Origin of the sequence: Gillisia sp. CAL575, assembly GCF_000403785.1 — a bacterium.
GTDB lineage: Bacteria > Bacteroidota > Bacteroidia > Flavobacteriales > Flavobacteriaceae > Gillisia.
In genome coordinates, this window is record NZ_APHJ01000021.1 from 463,724 (window position 1) to 483,190 (window position 19,467).

The window sequence follows — 19,467 nt, forward strand, 5'->3', positions numbered from 1 at the left end:
AAACAAGATCTTAACAACTAGTATAATATGCACATGTCTACTACTCCAAAAAGTACTCATCAATTTTTAAACTTCTCGAACCTTAGTCTTTTAATGGTTCTTAGTATTTTTTCTTCCAGTTTTGCACAAGACAACAGTGCCACTCAAGGAAAAGAGATAACTCACACCTTCTATATCACCGCTAATACCGGATTAGATAAAACCAATATAACTTCCCAAGAAGTATTAAATGGAATTATAAGATCTTCTCAAGAAGATAAGGATGCTACATTATTAATTGTTGGAAATATCACAAAAGAGAAGGGCTATCCTTCTCAAAAAGAGGCAAAAAGTAATACAGAGTCCTATTTAAAGAATTATTTATTAAATCCAATTGATAAATTTAATGGTAATGTGATCTTCACTCCTGGAAAAAATGAGTGGAATAAAAAAGGGCATAAAGGATTAGACGATCTGGAGTCATTTTTACAGGATAATAGCAAAGCAAAATTTTGGCCAAATGATGGTTGCCCAATTGAAAGTGAAGAAATTAATGAGGATGTCGTACTTATTATGATAGATTCTCAATGGTATTTAGAAAATTGGGATGACTATCCTTATATCAATAATAAATGTGAGATCAAAACAAGAGATCAATTCTTTGCCGAATTTAAAGATGAATTAAAAGATAATTATGGCAAAACCATTATTGTAGCGGTTCATCATCCAATTTTAAGTAGTACGAAATATGGTTTTATAAAAAAGGTGGCTGGATTTTCAGACCAAACTTATCAAAATGCAGAGCAAAGCAGACTTCATAATATTTTAGAAGCGACGGCGCGTGAATTTGACGACGTAATATTTGTTTCTGGAAACGATCAAAATTTACAGTATTTAGACCATCATGAAGTGCCACAAATTATAAGTGGAGCGGCAGCTAAGACTCAAAAAGCAAGAGCAGAAAAGAAAGGACATTTTGCTTCAGATAAAAATGGTTATGCAAAACTAATCTTATTTAAAGATGGAAGTTCTTTGGTTCGATTTTATGAAACCACTGCAACCGATTCTAAATTTCTATTCGAAAAAGAAATTCAGAGAAAACGGACTTCTTTAGATGAAGTTTCATATAAGCCTAAAGATACTTATGGAAAAACCCAACTTTCTTCAGTATATTCTTCAGAAGAAACAGATAAAAGTGGGTTACATAAATGGGCGTGGGGGGAACATTACCGTGATATATACAGTAAACAAATTAATGCTCCCGTGTTATTTTTAGATGATCTATCTGGCAATGTGAAACCAATATCTGAAGGTGGTGGAAATCAGTCTAGATCACTTAGACTGATTAATGACAATGAAAATGAATACACATTAAGAGCTTTAAGAAAAAGTGCTATTCGTTTTATTCAAAATAACATGAAAGAGCATTATTTGGCAGATATTGTAGATAATACAGTTGCAGAAAGAATTGTGATGGATTATTATACAACGGCGCATCCTTATGCTCCATATGCATTAAATGATCTAATGGACGATGTTGATATCCCTCATGTGAGCCCAAAAATATATTTTGTTCCTAAACAAGAGGCCTTAGGTGTTTTTAATGATGAATATGGAGATGAATTATATATGTTAGAAGAACATGTGGGTGATGAAAATAAAGACTTGGAGATCTTTGGAAGCCCAGATGATATTTTAAGCTCATCTGATCTTAGAATGGCATTGTTGGAATCTAAAGATGCTAGGGTAGATGAAGATGAATATATTAAAGCCAGAATGTTCGATATGCTTGTTGGAGACTGGGATAGACATGATGACCAATGGAGATGGGCAGAAATTGAGGGGGATGATGGTAAGAAAGTATATAAGACGATCCCACGAGATAGAGATCAAGCGTTTTCTAAATATGATGGACCAATTATCTCTTTACTAAAATTAGGTTTTCCACCTTTTAGAGCTATGCAATCTTTCAATTCCTCCATCAAGAGCGTAAAGTGGTTTAATACCGCAGGTTATGCCATGGATAAAATGATCATTCAGACTTCTAATTGGGAAGATTGGGAAAAGCAAGTAAAATTTATTCAAGCTAATATCACCGATGCTAAAATTGAAGATGCATTTGCAAATTTACCTGAAGAAGTAAAAGACCAAAGCATGGTGAATATTAAGAAGAATTTGAAAATTCGCCGAGATAATTTGATGACAGTGGCTCAAGATTATTATAAATATTTAAATAAATTTCATGTAGTTACAGGAACAGATGAGGATGATAAATTCCTTATTACTAGAAAGAATGATGGAATTACAGAAATTCAAATTTCCAGCGAGGATAAGGTTGTATATGAAAATAGCTATAATTCTAAGGATACTAAGGAGATCTGGATCTATGGTTTAGATGGTGATGATGAGTTTAAAATTGAAGGAAAAGGGAATAACCTTATAAAACTAAAAGTCTTAGGTGGTGAGGAAAATGATATTTATAATTTCGAAAATTCAAGAAACGCGAAGTTATACGATTATAAAAGCAAAGACAATACTATTATAAATGCAGGTAAAAAATGGTTGGTAGATTCGTATGAGATCAACAATTTCGATTATACCAAAAGGAAAACTTCCAATAACAGTATTTTCCCAACTGTAGGTTTTAGTTCGGATGCCGGAGTTAATGTTGGAGTTTCAGACACCTATACTACATATGGGCTGGCTAAAAACCCTTTTACAACTCAGCATACTTTAGGAGTAAATTACTTTTTTGATACTCAAGGCCTTGAATTAAGCTATTTCGGAGAATTTGCTCATATTTTTTATAATTGGAATCTTGGGATAGATGTTTATTATACAAGCCCAAATTTCACCTTAAATTACTTCGGAAATGGAAATGAAACCATGTACGATGATAGCGAAGTAGATCTAGATTATAATAGAGTTAATATTGAGCAATGGCGCTTTGCACCATCCTTAATATGGACCAATAGAAGGGGAAGTAGATTTCAATTCAGTGCTATGATTGAGTCATTGGAAGTAGAAAGGGATGTAGAAAGATTTATAGGAGATAGATTTCAAGCTAATAATGACATATTTGAAGATCAACTTTATGCAGGAGCAGAAGTTGAATATCAATATTTAAACAAAAGAAAGAATCCTGCTTATCCAAATTTAGGAGTGCAGTTGGATCTTACAGCTGGATATAAGAAAAGCATTGATGATAGTGATAATGAACTAGGGTATCTAAAACCCTCTCTATCCATAGATTATCCATTACATAGTAGTGGAATAATTGTATTCGCTACAAAAATTGGTGGAGAAGTGATTATTAGTGATAAGTATGAATTTTATCATGGTGCCATGTTAGGTGGAAATGATAATTTAAGAGCTTTTAGAAATCAACGTTTTAATGGAAAGAGCAGCTTTTATCAAAGCAGTGATATTAGAATTGGTTTAGGAAAAGTTAAAACTTCTTTTATGCCTTTACGTTTTGGAGTAACTGGAGGTTTTGATTATGGTAGAATCTGGGTAAATAATGATAACTCTAAAGATTGGCACACCAGTTATGGTGGCTCTGTTTTTATAAACGGGTTTAGTGCTTTTACAGGAAATGTAGGGTACTATACGAGTGAGGAAGGAAATAGAGTAGTGTTCACCTTCGGATTCAAGTTCTAAAATATTCAGAGTTTAAATTTTTAATAGAAAGCCAGATCTTATAGATCTGGCTTTCATTTTTTCGGGTAGGTCTTATCAATTTCTTCGACTATTATTTTAGGTATTGAAATAGTTTTAGATATTATCTTATCTTCACTATTATTCAAAAGTAGAACAGAACATGAGCAGAATTAGAGTTATTCAGCATGAAGCTGCTGAAGGTAGATTGAAAGAAATCTATGAAGGTATTGTTGAAAGTCGTGGTCAATTAGCTGAAGTTCTTAAGATCCAGAGTTTACGTCCAGAAAGCATAACAAAGCATGTAGATCTTTATATGGAAATCATGTTTACAAAATCGGAACTTTCAAGAGCTCAAAGGGAAATGATGGCTGTTATTGTTTCTGTAGCCAATAAGTGTGCTTATTGCGCAACCCATCATGGGAGCGCACTACTGCATTACTGGAAAGATGAGGAAAAATTAAAAACTCTAAAAACGGATTATCCTATACTTGATATTTCTGAAAAGGAGATGGCATTATGCGATTTTGCCCACCTCCTCACTCTACACCCAGAAGCTAATAATAAATCTGATCTTACCGAAAACTTAAGAAATACTGGCTGGAGCGATGCTGCAATTTTAGATGCAACACTTGTGGTATCATATTTCAATTTTGTAAATCGAATGGTTCTAACATTAGGTGTAGAGCTGGAAAGTGACCAAGGAAAAAACTATAAATATTAAAAGATGAGTATAACCAAATTTGATGCAATAATAATTGGTACTGGACAAGCTGGACCTCCACTCGCAGCAAGCCTTGCTAAAAACGGATTAAAAACTGCAATAATAGAAAAAGGACATTTAGGTGGAACCTGTGTGAATGTGGGTTGTACTCCAACTAAGGCCTATGTTGCAAGCGCCAGACGCGCCTATATTGCAAAAAACAGCGAATCTCTGGGCATAGAGGTTAAAGGTGAAATAGTTGTAAATCTTAAAACAATTAAAGACCGAAAAGATAAAATTATTCAGGATTCCAGAGATGGGCTCCATAAAATGCTGACTGAAACAGAGAACATTAGCCTTATAGAAGGAACTGCAGAATTTGTAGATGAACATACACTTAGTGTGAATGGTAAAAAGTATTCTGCAGATAAAATCTACATTAATGTTGGAGGAAGAGCTCGAATTCCTGAAGGATTTTCCACAGTGCCATTTTTGACAAATACAAACATTCTGGAACTTGAAGAAATTCCTGAGCATCTCATCATTGTTGGAGGAGGTTATATAGGTCTTGAATTTGGACAGATGTTCCGCAGATTTGGAAGTAAAGTCACGATTCTTGAAAGCGGAGATAAATTGCTGAAACGTGAGGACGATGAATTTGCTGAAGAAATAGCTAAAATCTTTAAAAATGAGGGAATAGACATTAGATTAAATTCTGAATGCATCAGCGCTAAAAAACTGGGAGATCAAATTGAAGTAACTGTGGAATGTACGGAAGGAGCTCCCACTTTAAAAGGCTCCCATATTTTAATTGCCACAGGAAGAGTCCCAAACACAGACGATCTTGGACTGAGAAAAATAGGGATGAAATTAGACAAAAGAGGTTACATTAAAGTAAACGATGAGCTTCAAACAAGCCTCGACCATATTTGGGCATTAGGAGATTGTAATGGCGAAGGTGCATTTACTCATACTGCTTATAATGATTTTCAAATAGTGAACTCTCAATTATTTCAAGATAAAAAGAGAAAACTCTCAGATAGATTTATGTGCTATGCAGCATTTATAGATCCACCAATTTCACGAGTAGGTATGAATGAAAAAGATATCAGAGATAAAGGAATAAAAGCAAAAGTAGCTACCCGCCCAATGTCCAAAATTGCAAGAGCTAAAGAAATGGGCGAAACTCAAGGAATGCTCAAAATCTTAATCGACGATAAAACAGACAAAGTTTTAGGTGCCACTTTTCTAGGAACAGGTGCAGATGAATATATTCATACAATTATAGATCTAATGTATGCCGATGCTCCTTACACCGTTATAAGAGATGCTGTACACATACATCCCACAGTAAGTGAATTAATACCTACAATGCTGGAAAATCCGAAACCATTGGAATAATTTAAAAACTTATTAATGTTTCTGCGATTTCTTTTAAATTAGAACCAATAATTTCTGGTTCTATAGCTAATGGATATAATGATTTTCCTGGTCTGGCTATAAAAGCTGCTTGAATACCCGCTCTTTTTGCACCTGCAATGTCCCAACCATGGGCTGCTATCAACATAGTATCCTCTGGTAAGACATTCATTAATGAATAGGCGCAATGATATGTAGAAACATGCGGCTTATAATTTTTAACTTCCTCTATGCTCAATACTTTATCAAATAAGTGATGGATCTCTGCATATTTTAATTGTTCATCTACAACCTGCGGTTTTCCATTGGAAAGCGCAACGAGTTTAAATCCTTTTTCTTTTAAACCTTCAAGAGTATTTGAAACCTCAGGATATGCCGATAATTTTGTAATAGGACTTAAGACACTTTTTATCTGTGCTTCTGTTAAAGAAACATCCAGTTGGTGAGCTGTCATTTTTAAAGTAGCTTCAGCAATCTCAGAAAAATCCCTATAATTTTTAGTGATAGTTTCCACTAATGAGTATTGCAATAAAGTAGGAAACCAGATATCAAAAGCTCTATCATCTTTTAAAGCATCATTTATAGAATTCTGTAAAGGTTCCATATTTAGCAATGTTTCATTAACATCAAATATCAATAATTTAGGTCTAGTGGTCATGATATATTAATTTTTAAATTTTCAAATTTTATAAATAAAAAAACCGACCATGGATTGAACAATGATCGGTTTAATACTATTTGAAAAGCTATTATTTAGCGTTAAATTCAAATTTTTGACCTCCAACAGAAATTCCTGCCATTGCTCCAGCTTTCGCTTTAGTTACTACTCCAACTCCATCTCTAAACTCTACATCTCTAGACACTCCTTCTTCTAAAAGAACTGCAGATGCATTTCCAGACAATTCGTAACTACCACTCTTAAATCTATTTAAAGCCTCTTTGGTTTGAAAGAAAATAACTTCAATAAAAGCTTTTCCTCCTGCTTGTAATCCAATATCTACTTGCTTCATACTTGCATATCCAATTAAAGTCCCATTTTCATAAACTGTTCCATTTCCAGAAGCAGCTCCAATTATATATGCACCTTTACCAACATTTGGAAAAATTGCATATCCAACTGAATTTTGAAAAAGCTCTGAAATATTTTGATGATTTTCAGAAACAGTTGCTTTTGCATTTCTTGAGTCGACCATAATATCTCCAGAAGTGTTCTGACTAGACCCACAACTTACCAACAATAAAACCATCACCGACATTAGCAATGGTACTAAAACTTTTTTGTTAATTGCTTTCATTCTAAATTCTTTTTTTTGGTTAATAAAGCAAATTTATAACAAGCTTAAAATCAATGATGTTAAGTGCTTGTTATTTCACTTAAAATTGGCATAATAATCCACCAAATGTTAAATTTATTAAGTTGAAAGCAAAAAGAAATTATCAACTAATTTTTCAGTTAAAAATTGTTGAATCCAAATGTATAATCTCCGTTTTCAAGACTTTATCCTCTACCTCTTTAGGTTGTGGTTCCTTAATTCTTTTAACTAATAACTTTGTAGCAGTTTCTCCTATATTTATAGGATGCTGATCTATATATGAAATTGAAGGCCAGAGAAATGGCGCAAAATCTTCGTTAACATATCCAATTATTTTGATGTCATTTGGGATATTAAGTTGTTTCTCCTGGATAATTCTAGAAGTTAAAAGAGTGCTTAAATAATCTAAAGTAACAAAGGCTTCCATATTATGCTTATCTAGAACAGCCCCAAGTTTCTTACTGAGCACTTCGTTATCATTAGAGACTATAAGAAATTCATTATTAAATGGAGTATTTGGGTCTTTAATTGCTGCTTTATATCCATCTATCCTAGCTTGTGCTAGCCCAAGTTCACCAATACTGCAAACTAAACCTATTTTGCTAAGACCTTTAGACTTTAGATATTGAACTGCATTATAAATACTTTGCATATCATCTACCCCAACTTTATCCAATGTGATATCTATATTGATCCTATCAAACAGAACCACAGGAATTTCATACTCAGTAAACCTATAAATATGATCGTAATTCTGGGTTGTTTGAGTTTCGGCAGAAACAGACATTAATATCCCATCTGCCAATCCATTAGAAATTAAATCCATTATCTGTTTTTCCACAGCTAAAGATTCATTGGAGATGTAAGTTATTAATTGATATCCACTTTTTCTGGCTTCATTCTCTATACCACCAAGGACTTTTGCAAAAAATGTATTGGATATATTGGGAACGATAACAGCAATATTCCCTGTACTCTTACGCTTGAGATTAATTGCGGTTAGGTTAGGACTGTAATTATGCAATTCTGCCAATTCCTTCACTCTCTTAACCGTATTATCGCTTATCTCCGGGCTTCCATTCAATGATTTTGAAACTGTAGAAACAGAAACGTTCAATAATTTAGCCAGTTCTTTTAGGGTGATCTTGGATCTCATAAGTGTAAATAATTACTTAAAATCTAAATTTAGATAAGTTATGTTAATTTATCTCTGTTAAAGCTTTAATTTCTTCCGTTTTTTCACTTTCAAATAGCAAAAATCTAAATTATTTACAAAATTTAGATTTTTGTTATAAATAAGAGATGCCGAAAATGAATTGAAACCTCACCTATGCAAGCATTTTTCAATTGTATGATTTGATTCATAAATAGCTCAAAACTCTTAGTCCATTAAAAATTACTAAAAGTGACCTCGCCAAGAATCGAACTTGGATCTAAAGTTTAGGAAACTTCTATTCTATCCGTTGAACTACGAGGCCTTTTATATGAAATATAAATTTATCACTTCTTAGAGGTTTAGCTATTACTTAGTCCTATTCATTTTGAAAATTATGTAAAAAGAATCAGCAGTATCAAATAGCTATATTTTTCCTATTTTTAAATAAAATTCAAAATATGATTTTAAATTATAAACACACACTTATATTCCTCATAGGCTTGATGTTTTCCGGGACTATAACTGCCCAAACTCATCCTATTATGAAAGACCCCTTCGCTCATACTTTTTCTATTGTTGCCCGAGATTCAATTACTGGAGAAATGGCTGTGGGTGTTCAAAGTCATTGGTTTTCTGTAGGACCACTGGTGGCTTGGGGGAAATCTGGAGTTGGCGTGGTTGCAACTCAGTCCTTTGTAAACCCGGCTTATGGCCCTAATGGATTGAAACTAATGGAGGATGGAAAATCTGCCTCTCAGGCTTTAGAAAAATTAATTGCTGAAGATGATGGTGAGGAATATAGACAGGTAGCATTTTTAGATTCTTCTGGAAGAACAGCTGCACATACTGGTAGTAGCTGCGTAGAATCTGCTTTTCATTACACAGGGAAGAATTACTCCGTACAAGCCAATATGATGCTTAATGATAGAGTTGTGCCGGCAATGAAATCTGCTTTTTTAGAGCATTCTGAACTTCCCTTGGCAGAAAGAGTTGTAAAAGTTTTACAAGCTGCACAAAATGCTGGCGGAGATATTCGCGGTAAGCAATCTGCTGCATTGATAGTGGTAGGCGCCAACAAGGTAGAGAACTCTTGGGAAGATAAAAAGATAGACCTTAGGGTAGACGATAATGCAGATCCTTTAGTAGAGCTAGAAAGACTTTTAACTGTAGCCAGAGCCTATGAATTTATGAATAAAGGCGACCTTGCAATGGAAGCTGGAGATGTAGATGAAGCTTTGAAGCAATATGGGAGTGCAGAAAAATTATTCCCCGATAATTTAGAGATGAAATATTGGAAAGCGGTTGCACTAGCAAATAGTAAGAGATTTGGAGAAGCAATTCCTATATTTAAAGGTATATTTGAAGTAGAAGATAATTGGAGAACGATGACCATGAGATTACCAGCTTCTGGGCTTTTAAACGTAACGGAAGCCGAATTAGATAAGATTGTGAATTAAATAGCAAAATTGATTTTTACTGAATTTTAAAAAATTTCTATTATGAAAAAGAGACTCTTAAATATTGCTATCATTGCTTTAAGTTTAACTGCAATGATTTCATGCAAGGAAGACAAAAAAGAAACTGAAGTAGCTCCGGCAAATTCAGAAGCACAAGCAACAGACAACTCTAAAGATACTGCTGCATTGAATCCTTTTCATGGCGAGCCAGGCCATCGTTGTGACATTCCCGTGGGAACTCCTTTAAACCAAGCTGCAAGTACAAACCTTCAACAAAGTAGTACTACAATTAATCCAAATATATCTCCTGTAAGAGTTAATGGAGGGGATACACCTTCTATAAATCCGGCTCATGGACAACCAGGTCATGATTGCTCGAAACCTGTTGGAGCAGATCTTAATTAGGTAGAAAAAAATTTCAATACACCCTTCTATGTTTTTTCAATAAAATATGGAAGGGGAAATTTTTTAGTTTCTAAATCGACTAATTTCTAAAATTAACTATGGCTACCTCAACCAGTTTGAATTTTTATTCCAGCCTCGATTTACAAACGAGTTCTATTAGTGATCTGGTTGCAAATAAATCTCTTTTCTCTAAAGTTCCTGAAGATTGGTATGCAGTTGCCGCAGATATCAAAAACTCTACGGAAGCAGTTAGAAATGGAAATCATGACCAAGTTAATTTAGTAGCGACGGGAAGTGTAATTGCCATTTTAAATTTAGCCTATTCGAAAAACATGACTATCCCATTTTTCTTTGGAGGTGATGGTGCTACAATGCTCATTCCTTCAGAATTACTTGATAGTACGATGGCAGCCTTAAGTCAGCATAGAATTAATACATTAGAAAATTTTGGCCTAGAACTTAAAGTCGGTTCACTTTCCATAAAAGAAATTTATGAAAAAGGGGTCTCGCTGGAAATTTCAAAGGTTAAAGTGAGTGATATTCTTACAATTCCTATCGTTTTAGGTGAAGGTCTTCAGTACGCAGAAAACCATATAAAAGCCAATTTCACTAACTCCAATAATGCGAGTACTAAAACTCCATACCTCTTAAATTTAGAGGGAATGGAATGTAAATGGGATAAAATAAGTCCGCCAGAAACTAATCAAGAAGTTGTAAGCCTGATTGTTATTGCTTGTAAAGATGTAGATCCTTCAGAAGTATTCTCGAAGGTCCTGCAAAATATAGATACTATCTACGGAACTTTAAACAATAGAAAACCTATTTCAGTAAAAAGATTAAAATTAAAAGCTAGTCTTAAAAAACTGAATGATGAGATGCGCACTAAACTTGGAAAATATAACGGCCTCTACCTTCTAAAAAACTGGATAACTACCATATTTGGAAAGTATTATTTGAAAAATACTGGCGCAGGAAAAACTTATCTTCAGAAATTAGTGGAGCTAACAGATACACTTACTATAGACGGAAGAATAAATACAGTTATTACAGGTACACCACAACAGCGTAAATCACTGACCTCCTATTTAAATCATTTAGAAGAAAAAGGAAAGATAAAATATGGGCTTCACGTAAGTGAGCAAAGTGTAATGTCCTGTTATGTTAGAGATATGAAGAAAGATGACCATATTCACTTTGTAGATGGTGCTGGTGGTGGTTATACAAAAGCAGCAAACCAACTAAAAAACAAATAGTCTTTTAGTTGGTTTGCTGTAATTCTATTAATTTTTAACTTCCTTAATCCAATCCACCTTTTCTAGTTGCATCTCTAGCCTCAGGCCAAGTCATTTGCTCCCCAGATCTCTTGCTAATTGGTAAAACTCTTTTTTCTCTTGAAGTCTTCTCTGGATCTTCACTTGCCATATATGCCATAATTGCTGTAAGTATCACGTTGCTACGAACATCATCAAACACAATCTTATCATAAGTATCCAAATTGGTATGCCAAGTATAATTCCAGTAAGACCAGCTTATAGAACTTAAACTGAAAGCTGGAACTCCTGCTGCTAAGAAAGAAGCATAATCAGAACCGCCACCACCTGGAATTCCAGGAAATGTTGTTTCAATTTGACTAGAAATTTCTTCTGGCACTGCTTCCAGCCATCTACCTAAATAATCGTAAGAATTTAAAAATCCTCCTCCAGAAAGATTTACCACTCTCCCCGTTCCATTATCTTGATTAAATAATGCCTGAACATTGTCTACGATTTCCGGGTGATCCTTTACAAAGGCTCTAGATCCATTTAAACCTTGCTCCTCACTTCCCCAATGTCCTGCAATAATAGTACGTTTTGGATTAGGATACATTTTTTTAAGAATTCTCATTGCTTCCATCATCACCATAGTACCAGTTCCGTTATCTGTAGCTCCTGTTGCTCCATCCCAAGAATCGAAATGCGCTGAAAGAATTACATACTCCTCAGGTTTTTCAGTTCCTTTAATGGTTGCTATGGTATTAAAAGTTGGAACATCTCCCAATTCTTCAGATTCTGCAACTAATCTTAATTTAGGTTTATCCCCATATTCTGCCAATCTATAAACCATCCCATAATCTTCTAATGAAAGTTCAACTGTAGGAATTTTTTTAGTTGAGGCAGAAAAAATCTTATTTGCTCCAAATCCTCTCGACCAGTTTAAAGTGATTATTCCGGCAGCTCCTGCATTTTCTAAAGCTTCAGAAATGTTTCTGTTAGTATAACCTGTTTTGGTCATTCTGTCTGACCATGCTTCAGATTGTGCTTTTCTTTCCTCTTTCATTTTAACAAAAGAAGAATCTGTAGCGAATTCTTCCCAGTTCTCATCGGGTCTACCAGTCATTTGAGGCATAGAAATCATTACTAATTTCCCTTTAACTCCAGATAATAATTTTGCGAAATTAGAAGAATCTTTTGCTTCTGGTAAAATAACTACTTCAGCAACAATTGGCTTTTTCCCAGAGCTCGGGCTCCAAGCTAATTGCATTCCAGAAAGAGATCTTATTCTAGGTTCTATTAGGTCTATATGTGTAATTCCACGTTTCCAACCGCGCCATTCTCCCCATTGCTGATTTTCTGCGGAAATATTCCATTCTTTATATTTATTCACCGCCCAATCATTAGCTTGTTTCATCTCTGGAGTTCCTACTAATCGCGGTCCAACAACATCTAAAAGTTCGTGACCTAGCTTTTCCAGCTGAGAATTTTCTGATGCTTCTTTAATAATGTTTTTTACAATTACATCTTGATCCTGAGCAAACAGAACTGTAGAGAAACATAAAGAAATAATGAATAAATACTTGTTTTTCATAAAATAGTGTTTAGTTAATTCTAAGTTCTTCAAATATATCTTTTTTTGGTTTAATAATTCTTAATGAGATTTCGACTTTATTAGTTAGAAACCACAAATCACATTTATAAACCACCTATTTTTGATTGATAAGAAAATACTATTATGGATCTAGAATTTATACGTAAACAATTCCCATCCCTTAAAAACGGATACACTTTTATGGATAATGCAGGAGGATCTCAAATTTTGGGAACTGCCGTTAAAAATATTCAAGACTATTATCTAAATTATAATGTACAGTTGGGAGCTAGTTACGATGTTTCAGCAAATGCCGGAAAAGCGCTATTAAAGTCAACCGAAAAAGTTGCTCAGTTTATAAATGCTTCAGATCCAAAAGAAGTGATCATGGGTGCTTCTTCAACAATGCTTTTGAGAATCTTAAGTATTTGTATTAGCCATAGCTGGAAAGCCGGGGACGAGATTATTATAACTAATACAGATCATGAAGCCAATGTTTCATGCTGGAGAGATTTAGAAAATAAAGGTGTTAAAATCAAGATCTGGAAAGTGGATCCAAATTCTTTTGAATTGGAATTAAATGAACTTTCTAATTTACTTTCCAACCAGACAAAATTAGTAGCGGTAACTCATTGCTCGAATGTTCTAGGAAGTATTAATCCCATAAAACAAATCGCACAAATCGTTCATGAGGCAGGCGCGCTTATTTGTGTAGATGGCGTTGCTTTTGCACCTCATAGAAAAGTAGATGTACAAGAATTGGATGTAGATTTTTATGTGTTTAGTTGGTATAAAGTGTATGGCCCACATTTGGCTGTGATGTATGGAAAATTGCCATTATTGATTGGGATGCCCGGCATTAATCACAATTTTTTTAAAGCTGAAGATGTGCCCTATAAATTCCAACCGGGGAACTATAATTTTGAACTTACTTATAGTTTGAAAGCTATTCCTGAATATTTGGAAGAACTTTATGATCATCATTTTGAAGGCAATAAATTTAGTGAAGTCGAAAAACACGATGCTAGTTTTGAGCTTATTGCAGAATATGAAGCGCAACTTGCACAAGAATTACTTTCCTATTTAAACAGCGTTCACGAAATAAGAATTATTGGTAATACCTCTGCTGCTTCCAATAAAAGAGTTCCCACGATCTCCTTTATACATAAAAATTTGAAGAGCTCAGAGATCGTAGAAAAGGTGGATAAAGACAAGATTGGAATAAGGTTCGGAGATTTTTATGCAAAGCAATTAATTAAAGATCTCGACCTAGAACATTGTAATGGGGTTGTAAGAGTAAGTTTGGTACATTATAATACTTTGGAGGAAGTAGCAAAATTAATCGAATCCTTCAAAAAGATCTTTTAATCGAGCTCTTTTGAAATGATTATACCTCCACCAGCTCGAAGAATATCCTTTTTAGCTTCGATAAATTTTTCTTCAGAAATTGCTTTTGTGGCGTCTTCTATAAGAATGGCTTCAAACCCTTCATTTAAAGCGTCCATTATAGAATAATAAACACAATAATCTGCGGCAAGACCACAGAAGTAAAGTTTAGTAACACCTTTATCTTTTAAATATCCCGAAAGTCCTGTAGATTTTAAATGTGCATTATCATAAAATCCGCTGTAACTATCTATTTCTTTATTGGTCCCTTTTCTGAAAATAGCTTCTATTTTTTCTGAATTTAATTCAGGAGAAAACGCTGCTCCTTTTGAATTTTGAACACAATGGACTGGCCATAGAGTTTGATCAATTCCATTCAGTTTGATAACTTCAAACTCCTTATTTCCAGAATGATTTTCAGCAAAACTGGAATGATCTAAAGGATGCCAGTCTTGAGTAGCTATTACCAAATCAAATTTATGCTGAAGTTCATTAATGATAGGAACAATTTCATCTCCACCATGAACTGCAAGCGATCCACCTGGAATAAAATCATTTTGCAAATCTATTATTACCAATGCTTTCATCCTTATTTTTTATATTTCTTCAACAATTTCTCGCGTTCTTTCTTCAACATTTTAGATATTCCCACCTTGTATTTATGAGGATTGTCAAATCGCTTATACTCCATAGGAAGATCTGCTAATCTATCTAGAGAATATGCCGCGATCTCTTTTAAGCTCCTAGTTTCTTGGGTTCTTTTACCATTTTCCATCACTAAATGAAGTAAAGCTTCCGACTTACAATTTTTTACTGGTAAAGATTTCAGTATTTCTTGAGGATCATAGATCCTTGAAACCTCTTCCTCATCTCTCATTGTAATAGCATCGGCACCTATAAGTTCTCCTTTTACATTCATCAATCTGTAAACCTGCTTTTTATGGGGAATGGTAACTTTGGAAAGACTCTCAGAAATTTTCAATCTTGGAACGCCATTAGAAACAGAAAGTTTATAAACCCCATCTAAAGCACTATCTGGCTCACCAGTCACTAAATTAGTTCCAACTCCAAATATATCTATAGGTGCTTTTTGTTCTAACAAACTCTTGATCACGTATTCATCTAACTGATTGGATGCTGCTATTTTCACATAATTTAACCCCGCCTCGTCTAGCATTTTTCTGCTTTCTTGAGCCAAATAAGCCAAATCCCCACTGTCCAGTCTAATTCCTGATAATTTTTCTCCACGTTCTTCCATCTCCTTTCCAACCTTAATGGCATTTGGAAGACCGCTCTTAAGCGTATCATAAGTATCTACAAGAAGTACACAGTCTTTTGGTCGGCTTTGGGAAAAGGCTCTAAAAGCCGTTAATTCATCATCATAACTTTGAATAAAGGAATGTGCCATAGTTCCATAAACAGGGATATCAAAATCTTTGCCTGCTACCACATTACTAGTGCCATCAAAACCACCAACTATTGCTGCTCTACTTGCATAATATCCACCAGACCCATGAGCTCTTCGCAAACCAAATTCTAGTAAAATACTATCTTTTGCCACCAATCTTATTCGGCTAGCTTTCGTGGCGATCAGGGTTTGAAAATTTAAAAGATTTAATAGAATCGTTTCTATAAGCTGAGCTTCTATAATATTTGCTTCTACTTGAAGAATTGGCCTATTAGGAAATAAAACATCTCCCTCTCTAGCAGCCATTATATTACCAGAAAATTTAAAGTTTTTTAAGTATTCTAGAAATTCTTCAGAATAATTCTGACCTTTTAAATACGCAAGATCATCATCACTAAATTTTAGTTCTTCGAGAATCTCCAAAAGATCTTCTAAACCTGAAAAAATAGCATATCCTCCTTCAAAAGGAAGTTTTCTAAAATAATAATCGAAAACTGCAGAATGTTCTTTTTGTCCATTTTCAAAATAAACTTGAGCCATGGAAAGTTGGTACTGATCTGTATAGGTAGCGGTAAAATTCATCATAAATGCTCTAATTGGAATGATAGGGTGAAATTACAAAAATAAGGTAGAACAGGTTTGAGGTTTGAGGTTTGAGGTTTGAGGTTTGAGGTTTGAGGTTTGCAAAACTAAGAAAGTGGATTACACTTTTTATCACTGCTGTAAATATTTATTACATGCAAAAGTTTAAAATATTAAAATCCCGAGTGCCATAAAGCTTTTTCAGAATAGATTGCAAAAGTGATAAGGGTCATATTATATATCTTATTCTTAACCTAATATTGTTATAGGTATAATCCTAATAATCAATTATACTTAAATACTACAAAAGATGTCAAATACAATTGTTCCTGCTAAAAAAAACCTTTCAAAGGGTTCTTCTTCTGAAAATAAAACAAGTATGAAAGGGCTTGTGTATAATGGACCAGGTAAAATAGAGTATAAGGAAATCCCGAGACCTGAGGTAAAAAAGCCTACAGATGCAATTGTGAAAATAATTAAAACGACGATCTGCGGAACAGATCTGGGAATTTTACATGGTAAAACACCTAGTGTAAAACCTGGAACTACTTTAGGTCATGAAGGTGTTGGAATAATAGAAGAAGTAGGTACTGGGGTAAGGAACTTTAAAAAAGGTGATCGAGTGATAATTTCCTGTATTACAGCATGTGGTTCTTGTGAGTATTGCAAGAAGCAAATGTATGGGCACTGTAAAGATGGAGGTTGGATATTAGGAAATCTTATAAACGGCACACAAGCAGAATATGTTCGTATCCCTCATGCAGATAATAGTCTGTATATCGCGCCGGAAGATGTGGATGATGAAGCTTTGGTTATGTTAAGTGATATTTTACCAACAGGCCACGAAATGGGGGTTATTAATGGCTGCGTAAAACCAGGTGACACCATTGCAATTGTAGGTGCAGGGCCAATTGGAATGTCTGCTCTACTCACGGCTCAATTTTACTCTCCTGCGAAAATCTATATGATAGATTTAGATGATAACCGTTTAGAACTGGCAAAAAAATGGGGTGCAACAGATACTATTAATTCAGGTTTGGAGGATGCCGCCAAAATGATCCTTTCTGAAACGGCAGATGGTGTAGATGTAGCTATAGAAGCGGTGGGTGCTCCTGCGACTTTCAATATTTGTCAGCAAATAGTTCGTCCTGGCGGCCATATTGCTAATATTGGTGTTCATGGAAAAAGTGTTGATCTTCAAATTCAGGATCTATGGATTCAGAATATCACAATTACAATGGGACTAGTAAATACCAACACCACACCAATGCTTCTGAAAACCGTGACTTCAGGAAAAATTCAAGCAGAACAATTGATCACACACCACTTTAAGCTGGATGAGATCATTCGTGCTTATGAAGTATTTGGAAATGCTGCTGAAGAAAAAGCTTTAAAAATAATTTTGACCAACTAAATCTTAAATACTCAAAATGATTATTAAATTTTCATTTAGTATTATAAATTAAAATAGACCTTCATTTTGTCTAATACCTTCGGGAGTTTCAGTATGCCGTTAAAATTATAATGAATTGTCGGTTGAAATTATTAAACTGATTAATTTCATTTTACAGAAAGGTTTAAATTGATAGTCTATTATATTTTAAATGAACGAAATACAACTTATAATCCTTTATTCCCTTCTATCGGGTTCAACGGTCTTTCTAGGAGGACTTTTATCTCATTATTTCGGGGAGCATGTTAAAAATGGATTGGTAAAATCTGAAATTATTCATAGTACCACTGCTTTTGGAGGAGGAATATTGATTGCCGCAGTTGGATTGGTCTTAGTTCCAAAAGGAATGCAAATGCTCTCTTTAGCACCTATGGTACTGTTTTTTGCTATAGGTGCTATCGCATTTTTTTATTTAGACCAGTTTATAGAGAAAAAAGGAGGTACAGAGGCACAGCTATTGGGAATGCTTTCAGATTTTATCCCAGAATCTATTGCGATGGGCGCTGTCTTTAGTCAGGATCCGGAACTAGGAATTTTACTAATGGTAATTATTGCACTTCAAAATTTTCCGGAAGCTTTTAATGCCTACTTAGACCTTAAATCGAACTATTCGTCAAGGAAAAGTTTGTGGATACTATTTCTATTAAGTTTTTCAGGAATTCTGGCTGCTCTTTTGGGATACTATTTCCTATCTGAAATGCCTATGGTGATAGGTGCCCTAATGCTGTTTTCTGCAGGAGGAGTAACCTATCTAATCTTTCAGGATATAGCGCCAATGTCTAAATTAGATAAAAGCTGGATCCCTGCCCTTGGGGCTAGCCTCGGTTTTCTTGTAGGCATGATAGGGGTTAAAATTTTAGGATAATTTGCCTATCTTCAACTTCCTCATTTTTATTCAGTAAAAATATTAGAAATCTAATTTAGATATTATTATTAAAGGCAAACCAATGAACGATCAACCAGATGAATATTTAGATAATCATTATATCCATAAAAGTAATTGGTTGCGAGCAGCAGTTCTTGGTGCCAACGATGGAATTTTATCAACTGCAAGTCTTGCCATTGGTGTTGCAGCAGCAACGGATATGAGAGAGCCAATAATCTTGGCTACACTAGCTGGTTTAGTTGCCGGCGCCTTATCTATGGCCGCGGGAGAATATGTTTCTGTGAGTTCTCAAACAGATATTGAAAGAGCTGATATTGAAAGAGAAAAAATAGAATTGGAAGAGACTCCGGAAATAGAACTTCAACGCCTAGCTGAAATCTATGAGAACAGAGGTTTAAAGAAAGAAACTGCTTTAATTGTGGCTAAAGAGTTGACGGAGCACGATGTTCTGGCCGCTCATGTTAGAGATGAGCTAGGAATCAATGAAATAAGTCAGGCCAATCCTATTCAAGCTGCATTGGCTTCGGGAGCGTCTTTCACTGTTGGAGGGATCCTTCCGCTTTTGGTGGTCTTGTTTTTACCACTTTTATTTATGGAGTATTATTTATACGGATTTGCAACCTTATTTTTAATAATATTAGGTGCTTTGGCAGCTAAAACAGGAGGTTCCAATATTGGAATTGCCATTCTTAGAATCACATTTTGGGGAACAGCAGCGATGGGTCTTACTGCATTTGTAGGATATTTATTTAGTACTAACGTTGGATAAAATATTTATATGGTCAAAAAATCGAATGTTTTTAAAATTCGATAAAAGGC

16 protein-coding genes and 1 tRNA gene are annotated in these 19,467 nt (G+C 34.5%); 10 read left to right on the forward strand and 7 right to left on the reverse strand.

The window, feature by feature from the left end; genetic code table 11:
• Positions 1-33 precede the first annotated feature (33 nt).
• From I130_RS04805 to I130_RS04815, 3 genes are all read left to right on the forward strand, one after another.
• Entirely contained in the window at positions 34-3,639 is a 3,606-nt protein-coding gene (locus I130_RS04805; protein WP_034920002.1) for a metallophosphatase, read from the forward strand.
• Positions 3,640-3,799: 160 nt separating this feature from the next.
• Positions 3,800-4,360 carry a peroxidase-related enzyme gene (locus I130_RS04810; RefSeq protein ID WP_034920003.1) on the forward strand — a complete coding sequence of 187 codons (561 nt, stop codon included), beginning with the start codon at positions 3,800-3,802 and terminating at the stop codon, positions 4,358-4,360.
• Between the two features lie 3 nt (positions 4,361-4,363).
• Positions 4,364-5,740, forward strand: a complete 1,377-nt coding sequence (locus I130_RS04815; RefSeq protein WP_034920004.1) for an FAD-containing oxidoreductase — start codon at positions 4,364-4,366, stop codon at positions 5,738-5,740.
• A 1-nt stretch (position 5,741) separates the two neighbouring features.
• Here I130_RS04815 and I130_RS04820 read toward each other — a convergent pair whose 3' ends face one another.
• The 4 genes from I130_RS04820 to I130_RS04835 all read right to left on the reverse strand — a co-directional run bounded on the left by I130_RS04820 (position 5,742) and on the right by I130_RS04835 (position 8,549).
• On the reverse strand, positions 5,742-6,416 hold the full coding sequence (locus tag I130_RS04820; RefSeq protein WP_034920005.1) for a haloacid dehalogenase type II: 675 nt from the start codon (positions 6,414-6,416) through the stop codon (positions 5,742-5,744).
• Positions 6,417-6,507: 91 nt separating this feature from the next.
• Positions 6,508-7,053: a YSC84-related protein gene (locus I130_RS04825; RefSeq protein ID WP_034920007.1), complete on the reverse strand. Its 546-nt coding sequence runs from the start codon at positions 7,051-7,053 to the stop codon at positions 6,508-6,510.
• A 154-nt stretch (positions 7,054-7,207) separates the two neighbouring features.
• Positions 7,208-8,227, reverse strand: a complete 1,020-nt coding sequence (locus I130_RS04830) for a LacI family DNA-binding transcriptional regulator (protein WP_034920009.1) — start codon at positions 8,225-8,227, stop codon at positions 7,208-7,210.
• A gap of 250 nt (positions 8,228-8,477) precedes the next feature.
• Positions 8,478-8,549: transfer RNA gene (locus I130_RS04835), tRNA-Arg, on the reverse strand.
• A gap of 220 nt (positions 8,550-8,769) precedes the next feature.
• On the opposite strand from I130_RS04835, the gene I130_RS04840 reads away from it, so the two are divergent.
• The 3 genes from I130_RS04840 (at position 8,770) to I130_RS04850 (ending at position 11,342) form a co-directional block, all read left to right on the forward strand.
• Positions 8,770-9,684 carry a DUF1028 domain-containing protein gene (locus I130_RS04840; protein WP_232224025.1) on the forward strand — a complete coding sequence of 305 codons (915 nt, stop codon included), beginning with the start codon at positions 8,770-8,772 and terminating at the stop codon, positions 9,682-9,684.
• Positions 9,685-9,726: 42 nt separating this feature from the next.
• Complete coding sequence (locus I130_RS04845; RefSeq protein WP_034920014.1) at positions 9,727-10,089, forward strand: hypothetical protein; 363 nt, start codon at positions 9,727-9,729, stop codon at positions 10,087-10,089.
• 98 nt (positions 10,090-10,187) lie between these two features.
• Positions 10,188-11,342 carry a DUF3095 family protein gene (locus tag I130_RS04850; protein ID WP_034920019.1) on the forward strand — a complete coding sequence of 385 codons (1,155 nt, stop codon included), beginning with the start codon at positions 10,188-10,190 and terminating at the stop codon, positions 11,340-11,342.
• A gap of 43 nt (positions 11,343-11,385) precedes the next feature.
• Here I130_RS04850 and I130_RS04855 read toward each other — a convergent pair whose 3' ends face one another.
• A complete protein-coding gene (locus tag I130_RS04855; protein ID WP_034920021.1) occupies positions 11,386-12,933 on the reverse strand; it encodes a M20/M25/M40 family metallo-hydrolase in 1,548 nt (515 codons plus the stop codon).
• 144 nt (positions 12,934-13,077) lie between these two features.
• Here I130_RS04855 and I130_RS04860 point away from each other — a divergent pair, with 144 nt between their 5' ends.
• Positions 13,078-14,301: a cysteine desulfurase-like protein gene (locus I130_RS04860; protein WP_034920024.1), complete on the forward strand. Its 1,224-nt coding sequence runs from the start codon at positions 13,078-13,080 to the stop codon at positions 14,299-14,301.
• Here the strand turns inward: I130_RS04860 and pncA are convergent.
• Together pncA and I130_RS04870 are read right to left on the reverse strand one after the other, a co-directional pair.
• Positions 14,298-14,906 carry a bifunctional nicotinamidase/pyrazinamidase gene (gene pncA / locus I130_RS04865; protein WP_034920025.1) on the reverse strand — a complete coding sequence of 203 codons (609 nt, stop codon included), beginning with the start codon at positions 14,904-14,906 and terminating at the stop codon, positions 14,298-14,300. The two genes, I130_RS04860 and pncA, sit on opposite strands and share 4 nt — an antisense overlap.
• A 2-nt stretch (positions 14,907-14,908) precedes the next feature.
• A complete protein-coding gene (locus I130_RS04870) occupies positions 14,909-16,312 on the reverse strand; it encodes a nicotinate phosphoribosyltransferase (protein WP_034920026.1) in 1,404 nt (467 codons plus the stop codon).
• A gap of 307 nt (positions 16,313-16,619) precedes the next feature.
• Between I130_RS04870 and I130_RS04875 the strand changes: the two genes are divergently transcribed.
• The 3 genes from I130_RS04875 (at position 16,620) to I130_RS04885 (ending at position 19,417) form a co-directional block, all read left to right on the forward strand.
• A complete protein-coding gene (locus I130_RS04875; protein ID WP_232224026.1) occupies positions 16,620-17,723 on the forward strand; it encodes a zinc-dependent alcohol dehydrogenase family protein in 1,104 nt (367 codons plus the stop codon).
• A 190-nt stretch (positions 17,724-17,913) separates the two neighbouring features.
• Positions 17,914-18,627, forward strand: coding sequence for a ZIP family metal transporter (locus I130_RS04880; RefSeq protein WP_034920028.1), 714 nt, complete (start codon positions 17,914-17,916; stop codon positions 18,625-18,627).
• Between the two features lie 82 nt (positions 18,628-18,709).
• Positions 18,710-19,417: a VIT family protein gene (locus I130_RS04885; RefSeq protein WP_034920031.1), complete on the forward strand. Its 708-nt coding sequence runs from the start codon at positions 18,710-18,712 to the stop codon at positions 19,415-19,417.
• The last annotated feature ends 50 nt before the right edge of the window (positions 19,418-19,467 follow it).

What these genes read in the sequence shown, in the direction of transcription:
- I130_RS04805 (WP_034920002.1), top strand. Translation starts at nt 34, where the DNA reads ATGTCTACTACTCCAAAAAGTACTCATCAATTTTTAAACTTCTCGAAC.
- I130_RS04810 (WP_034920003.1), top strand. Translation starts at nt 3,800, where the DNA reads ATGAGCAGAATTAGAGTTATTCAGCATGAAGCTGCTGAAGGTAGATTG.
- I130_RS04815 (WP_034920004.1), top strand. Translation starts at nt 4,364, where the DNA reads ATGAGTATAACCAAATTTGATGCAATAATAATTGGTACTGGACAAGCT.
- I130_RS04820 (WP_034920005.1), bottom strand. Translation starts at nt 6,416, where the DNA reads ATGACCACTAGACCTAAATTATTGATATTTGATGTTAATGAAACATTG.
- I130_RS04825 (WP_034920007.1), bottom strand. Translation starts at nt 7,053, where the DNA reads ATGAAAGCAATTAACAAAAAAGTTTTAGTACCATTGCTAATGTCGGTG.
- I130_RS04830 (WP_034920009.1), bottom strand. Translation starts at nt 8,227, where the DNA reads ATGAGATCCAAGATCACCCTAAAAGAACTGGCTAAATTATTGAACGTT.
- I130_RS04840 (WP_232224025.1), top strand. Translation starts at nt 8,770, where the DNA reads ATGAAAGACCCCTTCGCTCATACTTTTTCTATTGTTGCCCGAGATTCA.
- I130_RS04845 (WP_034920014.1), top strand. Translation starts at nt 9,727, where the DNA reads ATGAAAAAGAGACTCTTAAATATTGCTATCATTGCTTTAAGTTTAACT.
- I130_RS04850 (WP_034920019.1), top strand. Translation starts at nt 10,188, where the DNA reads ATGGCTACCTCAACCAGTTTGAATTTTTATTCCAGCCTCGATTTACAA.
- I130_RS04855 (WP_034920021.1), bottom strand. Translation starts at nt 12,933, where the DNA reads ATGAAAAACAAGTATTTATTCATTATTTCTTTATGTTTCTCTACAGTT.
- I130_RS04860 (WP_034920024.1), top strand. Translation starts at nt 13,078, where the DNA reads ATGGATCTAGAATTTATACGTAAACAATTCCCATCCCTTAAAAACGGA.
- pncA (WP_034920025.1), bottom strand. Translation starts at nt 14,906, where the DNA reads ATGAAAGCATTGGTAATAATAGATTTGCAAAATGATTTTATTCCAGGT.
- I130_RS04870 (WP_034920026.1), bottom strand. Translation starts at nt 16,312, where the DNA reads ATGATGAATTTTACCGCTACCTATACAGATCAGTACCAACTTTCCATG.
- I130_RS04875 (WP_232224026.1), top strand. Translation starts at nt 16,620, where the DNA reads ATGTCAAATACAATTGTTCCTGCTAAAAAAAACCTTTCAAAGGGTTCT.
- I130_RS04880 (WP_034920028.1), top strand. Translation starts at nt 17,914, where the DNA reads ATGAACGAAATACAACTTATAATCCTTTATTCCCTTCTATCGGGTTCA.
- I130_RS04885 (WP_034920031.1), top strand. Translation starts at nt 18,710, where the DNA reads ATGAACGATCAACCAGATGAATATTTAGATAATCATTATATCCATAAA.